The organism is Bacillota bacterium (assembly GCA_013314855.1).
Classification (GTDB): Bacteria; Bacillota; Clostridia; order Acetivibrionales; family DUMC01; genus Ch48.
Window position 1 is genome coordinate 41018 of record JABUEW010000016.1, and the last position, 6186, is coordinate 47203.

5 protein-coding genes are annotated in these 6186 nt (G+C 36.7%); all 5 read right to left on the reverse strand.

What is annotated here, in order from left to right; translation table 11 throughout:
- Position 1: 1 nt before the first annotated feature.
- The 5 genes from HPY74_04290 to HPY74_04310 all read right to left on the reverse strand — a co-directional run bounded on the left by HPY74_04290 (position 2) and on the right by HPY74_04310 (position 5952).
- A complete protein-coding gene (locus HPY74_04290) occupies positions 2-1042 on the reverse strand; it encodes a Gfo/Idh/MocA family oxidoreductase (protein NSW89898.1) in 1041 nt (346 codons plus the stop codon).
- Between the two features lie 96 nt (positions 1043-1138).
- Positions 1139-1846, reverse strand: coding sequence for a PIG-L family deacetylase (locus HPY74_04295; GenBank protein ID NSW89899.1), 708 nt, complete (start codon positions 1844-1846; stop codon positions 1139-1141).
- A gap of 143 nt (positions 1847-1989) precedes the next feature.
- Positions 1990-3243, reverse strand: coding sequence for a DegT/DnrJ/EryC1/StrS family aminotransferase (locus HPY74_04300; GenBank protein NSW89900.1), 1254 nt, complete (start codon positions 3241-3243; stop codon positions 1990-1992).
- A 109-nt stretch (positions 3244-3352) separates the two neighbouring features.
- The gene (locus HPY74_04305; GenBank protein NSW89901.1) at positions 3353-4672 is read right to left on the reverse strand and encodes a neutral/alkaline non-lysosomal ceramidase N-terminal domain-containing protein; all 1320 of its coding nucleotides are present in this window, start codon (positions 4670-4672) and stop codon (positions 3353-3355) included.
- Positions 4673-4692: 20 nt separating this feature from the next.
- Positions 4693-5952 carry an ROK family transcriptional regulator gene (locus HPY74_04310; protein ID NSW89902.1) on the reverse strand — a complete coding sequence of 420 codons (1260 nt, stop codon included), beginning with the start codon at positions 5950-5952 and terminating at the stop codon, positions 4693-4695.
- Between the last annotated feature and the right edge of the window lie 234 nt (positions 5953-6186).

Here is a 6186-nt window from a genome sequence, read left to right on the forward strand (position 1 = left end):
TTTACACCTCGACAAATATGCCTTTTTTAGAAGACTCATAGGCTGCTTCAACCACTCTTTGTACCTGAAGAGCATCCTCCAAAGGAACTTTAACCGGTTCATTATTCAGTATTGACTGGCAAAAAGATTCTATTTCTTTAGTATACATATTACCAAATTCAACATCGATATTAACAGGTGTAACATCTACTCTATCTTGCTTAGCATCATAACTTAAGGTATCGTCTGAAAGAACCACATCCAATTTCCCACCTTCTACCTGGCTTATAGTTCCTTCTGCAAGCATGCTTCCCCTTGTGCCGTATATTTCAAATCTACATTTTGCAGCTGCATCGGGTATATTAAAATTAGAATCAACATATGCATAAGCCCCATTGTCCATTTCAAAAATAACGGATGCAGAATCTTCAACCTCATATTTGAATGTTTTTGTACCTGTAAGAGCAGCAACTCTTTTTGCTTTTCCCCCGGTTACATACTGAATAAGGTCGATGCAATGTACTCCCATATCCATTAAGGCTCCACCGCCGGAAGTGTTTTTTTTCTGCCTCCAGCTGCCGGGCATATCGGGGTACCAGCAAGTCAGTTGCGCCCTACAAGACACTACATTGCCCAATTTACCGTTACTGATAATTTCCTTCATTTTCTGGTGATAGGCATGGTATCTCATCATAAATCCAACAGCAATAAGAACTCCTTCTTTCTTGCAAGCTTTCGCTACTTCTTCTCCTTCATCAGCTGTAAGAGCAACAGGTTTCTCTATCAATATATGTTTTTTAGCCTTTGCTGCCTTTATGGCCTGTTCTTTGTGATATACAACCGGAGAAGCAATGTAAACAGCATCAATTTCAGGGTCTGCCAATAGTTTGTCAACATCATCATAAGCTCTTTTTGCACTATATTTTGCTCTTAATTTCTCAGCCAACTCCATATTTACTTCCATTACTGCAACAAGTTCAGCGTTTTTAGCCAACATCATACCCGGTATGGTCCTCCTGTCGGCAATACCTCCTGCTCCTATTACACCCCATCTTACTTTCATAAATAACCCTCCCCTTTTACTTTATTATTTTTTTTACTTGGTATTAAACTTACGTCCTATAATTTATGTCTTATATTATCATAATAGTATTATTTATTATGGCAATAATCTTTTGGTAGCCAGCCGTGGCCAGGTTACACACCTGCGGAATCCTTCTGCATATTTTACGCCACACTGCAATCCCCTAAATTTCGATACTGTTCTTACAAAATCAAGAAAATCTATTTTATCGTGCTCCAACATCCATTTAATTTGGCTTTGATGGCAATTTAAAGCATTAATTTTTATTTCTATAGTCTCTGTAACATCAACATACTCCTCAGGCAAAAAATTCACACCTGCAATAGTATCCATATAATAGATCGGAACTACATTGGGATAACTTGGGCTTTTAGTAAATGTATGGGGGATACTGGAGGAAAAACTGGCATCAAAAACCATTTTTCCAACTTCTACATGGTCCTTCATATAATCATCCGGGCCATGGGTTATAATTATATCCGGCCTTGTATATCTAATAACCTCAATAAGTTTCATAACTGTATCTTCATTGTAAGAATTTACTTTTAAATCGGGAACATCAAGGTTAATGACCTCTTTTGCTCCAACTACCTTCCCCGATTCTTCAGCTTCCTTGGTCCTTATCTCCCTTAAATCATCGGGCATAATTACTGCATGACCCATATTGCCGTTTGCAACATGGCACATAAATACATTATGGCCTTGTTTTGCATATTTAGCGAGAGTACCTGCACATGCTACTTCCAGATCATCGGGGTGGCATCCAACTGCTAGTACATTCATAAATTTCTCCCTCCTAATTTCCACAAACTCTGTCACTAATTCATTTCATTATATTTTATCTATTCTTATATAAGAGATATCTTATATAAGAGATATAAAGGTGCCTTTAATAAGCACCTTTATTATTTATAACATCAATAATATTACTTCTTTAAATGTTTATCCAAGAGCTTTTTAACTGCATCAATGCACCTTTGTATGTGACACTCCTCCCATGAAGGATGCAAGAAAAGGCTCACTGTTTGAGATCTTAAACTCTTAGCCACAGGACATACAACCTTATCATACTTTACAGATTCAGGATTTGTATACTCCTTGGACTTAAACGGAAACTTAGCAGCACCAAAACCATTCAATTCTTTATATGCTCTTTCTTCATACGCTTCAGGCCATTGAATTCCATAACAGGGAATTCCTTCAGACTGTAATTCTTTTACAAACTGTTCTGCATTACAATGAAGTTTTTCGGTATCAATAAGTATTGGATACCACCAGTAAGCATTTTTTCTTTCTTCGGTATTCAATGGTAATGCTTTTATGCCTTCCAAACCTTTAAAAGCTTCATCATACAATTTTGCATATTTTCTGCGTCTTGCCAGGTTCCAGGAATCGAACCTCTTTAACTCATTAAGGCCTATTATCGATTGGATTTCAGTCATGCGGTAATTAAAACCTACTCTGTGGTGAATGTACGGCAATTTTTCCTCCAGGGCAAGGAGGTTCATACGGGTCCTTACATCATAGCCGTGGTCCCTGAATGAACGGCACTCCCAAGCAAGATTTTCATCATCAGTAACAACCATGCCACCTTCTCCACCTGTTGTAAAATGTTTGCTCTGGCAGAAACTAAAACAGCCGATGTCTCCCACTGTACCTGCTTTTTTACCTTTGTACTCACCTCCAAAGCACTGGGCACAGTCTTCAATAACTTTAAGATTATGCTTTTTGGCTAAATCCATAATGGATCCCATATCACAAACAACACCGTATAAGTGTACAACAACAATACCTTTTGTTCTCTCGTTAATTAATAGCTCAATGGCTTTCGGGTCAATTGTATGGTCTTCTGTTACATCAGCAAAAACCGGTATTGCTCCTGCCTGAACAATAGCAAAAGATGATGCTATAAAAGAGTATGACGGTACAATAACTTCATCCCCGGGACCAATCCCTAAACTGCTAATTGCAATATGTAACGCTGCCGTACCATTGGTACACGAGATTGCATACTTGGAACCAATCCACTTAGCCCATTCATTTTCAAATTCCATGCCTTTTGGTCCCGTCCAATAGTTTACTTTCCCATTTTTTAAAGGTTCCAATACATCCCTAAAAGTTTCCTCGGCAAATTGGGGCCAAACCGGAAATCCCAATTCCGCTGAACCGGGAGCATTCATAACAACACTATTCTCTTTTGCCATACTTAATCCACCTCTCATATTATATTTATATTTTACTGCTTTTCATAAATAAAAGCAGTTGATATTCCACTCTGTATCTATGTAACTAAAGAGTTTTCACAAGATTTAAAACTTCACTTGTGAGGATATCTCCTGCATCTTCTCTCAACTTACTTGAGCATGCCGTTTTAATTTCATATCCTCCCTCATCAAAAGCAGCCTTTGTAGGTATATAGCCTACCATATCGTTAGCAAGGCCAAATACTAACATATTCTTATGACCCGATTCTTTTTTTATTCTAAGGCCGAATTCTACAAATACCTCTCCCGGTAAAGTAGTAATAATTGTATCACCAAGCCTGACTGCCTGTATTTCTGTAATTATATCTTTTTCCTTTACCTGGGCTAATTTTAAAATTTCCCGGGCATAAACCTCATCAGGGACACCGTCAAGAAGTGAAGGTATGTAATCTCCTCTCTCCTCAAGCAACTTCTTTGCCCATTCAACAGCTTCTTTTGTTATTGGGCGTAAAGGAAGGCTTATTTTTTTGGATAGAATTTTTAATGGTTTGGTTTCCAATCTTTCCTTTTTTTCAAGAGAATGGCTAACATGGCTTCCTAATAACTCGCCTATACGTTTTGCTTCTTCAAAACCTCTTCCCTGATTCTTATCCCGGAAGTTTATATGGTTGACATTTCCCTCTGCCCCATTGGCAAAAAATACTATTACATGATTACCATATTTCTCTTTTATGTAGTTATCCAGATAATTAATATAGTCCCTGGACCATAGCCAGTCTTTTCCCACAAGTACAGCCGGGTGTAGAGTAAAATTAACCATTAGGGCCATCATTTCTCCCTTGAGGTTATTTATTGATATTACAATTAATTCCGGGTCAATCGGGCCTGCTTCCTTTTTTACATGTCCAATATCCACATCCTCCCAATTCATTTTTACAGAACCGTCTTTCATTATAAGCCTTCTGTTAAAACTTAAGTGGTAAACGTTATCCTTAGTAACGAACATTTCAGCTTCCTCAAGTCTTCCAGGCAATAGTCCTATTTCATCTGAGATTTTTTTAGTTATGTCATTAATATATTGACCGCATCCTTTATCAAGTTCTTTACGGAATATTCCCAATACATCAGGCCCTGAATGCGTATGGGTAGCATTTATGACAATATTTTCGGGCGCTATGCCTGCTTTTTTATTTATCTCATCTTTAATTCTTTTGCATGTTTCAAAATTCAAACCCAACAAGTCAAAACTTAAGAAACAGAACCGTTTTCCCTCTTCCTCCAACAAAATTGCATTACAATATAAGTTATCATGAATACCTCTCGATATATCATCATCCCTGACATTTCCTCCCATAGGTAACCCTATGGGAGGTGTTATATCTATACTTTTTACTGCTGCTTTCACATTATTACCCCCTCGAATATTCATAAATGCATACCATTAAGTAGTACACCAGGCTCAAATATGTTGTCCAGTACATACTTTGCACCGCCTAATGTAACAGTGTTACCTTTTAATAAAGAAAATCTTATCTGAATTCTTCCTTTATTTGGTTTTAATTGTATATCATCTATATATTTCTTTACTTTTTGGAGAAACTCATTACCAAGTTTTGTTATTTCTCCGCCAATTACTATCTCTTCCGGATTAAGCAAATTAATTATATTGGTTATTCCAAAGGCAAGTTTTTTTGCAGTATCATCAATAACTTCCGATACCAGTTTATCCTTCTTAGAAAATGCTTCCCTCACTATATCAATATTTATTTTGTTAAAATTGTTACCTATTACATCTTTTACTATAGTATCTCTTCCTGACTTTATACCCGCTACTATGTTATGAAATATTGAAGGAATGCTTACCATGGTTTCCAGGCAACCTCTATTACCACACTTGCATCCCGGAGCGTTTATATCTATTGTTATGTGGCCGATTTCACCTGCCAGCCCCAGTGACCCTGTAAATATTTGCCCGTTTAAAATTATTCCTGAGCCTACTCCCACATTTATATCAATAAATATCAGATTCCGGACATTGCTGTCTGAGCCAAACTCCTTTTCTGCATAAGCCGAAAACCAGGATTCATTTCCCAATAATATAGGTATGTCATTATACCTGTCTTTAATGTAATAATAAAAATCATTGCTTTCATCTATAGGTATGACTGTTGACGTTGTTACCCGATTATTTTCAGTATCAATCAAACCCGGAACGCCCAGACATATTCCAAATAATTTTACTTCATCAATATTAGCTGCCTGCAAATTTTTTTCTAAAGTTACTACAATCTCCTGACCAATAGTACTATAATCCGTCACTTCTACCTTTTTTCCCAGTACTTGATTGCACTTTAAGTCATAGAGATAAAAAAAGAAACCTTCTGTTACCATTTCAACAGACGCTATATAACCTCCTGCCGGGTTTACCTCCAGCATTATGGGTTTTCTTCCGCTGGTTGTTGTAGCCCCTTCTCCTGTCTCAACTATAATATCGTTTTTAATTAGTTCTTCAGCCAATGATGAAACAGTTGTGGGACTCAACCCGGTAATATTAGCAAGGTCTGCCCTGGAAACAGGTCCATACCTGTTTATAAGGTTAAATATCAGTGTAAGGTTGGTTTCTTTTACAAGTTGTTGATTTGCCGCTTGCTTTTCTTCTTTTTTTGTTTTCTTCAACTTTAACATATATATTTCTCCAGTGAATGAATTAATTATTTATACACAAAATACTCGCTTCGTCTTTTTAATTATATCATACTCATTTTAACAAAGCAATAGTTTATGGTAAATTTCAGAGCTGAAGCATGAAAATTTTATTCTTATCCATTAATAGTGGCTGCGTTAGTAATTTTATCCAATTATATAATAATATTACATAAATTTAACCATACGTTTAAGTCATCGGATAACACTATAACC

Bases quoted from the DNA above. Each gene is read 5' to 3' on its own strand.
- HPY74_04290 (NSW89898.1), bottom strand. From the start codon at position 1,042: ATGAAAGTAAGATGGGGTGTAATAGGAGCAGGAGGTATTGCCGACAGG.
- HPY74_04295 (NSW89899.1), bottom strand. From the start codon at position 1,846: ATGAATGTACTAGCAGTTGGATGCCACCCCGATGATCTGGAAGTAGCA.
- HPY74_04300 (NSW89900.1), bottom strand. From the start codon at position 3,243: ATGAATGCTCCCGGTTCAGCGGAATTGGGATTTCCGGTTTGGCCCCAA.
- HPY74_04310 (NSW89902.1), bottom strand. From the start codon at position 5,952: ATGTTAAAGTTGAAGAAAACAAAAAAAGAAGAAAAGCAAGCGGCAAAT.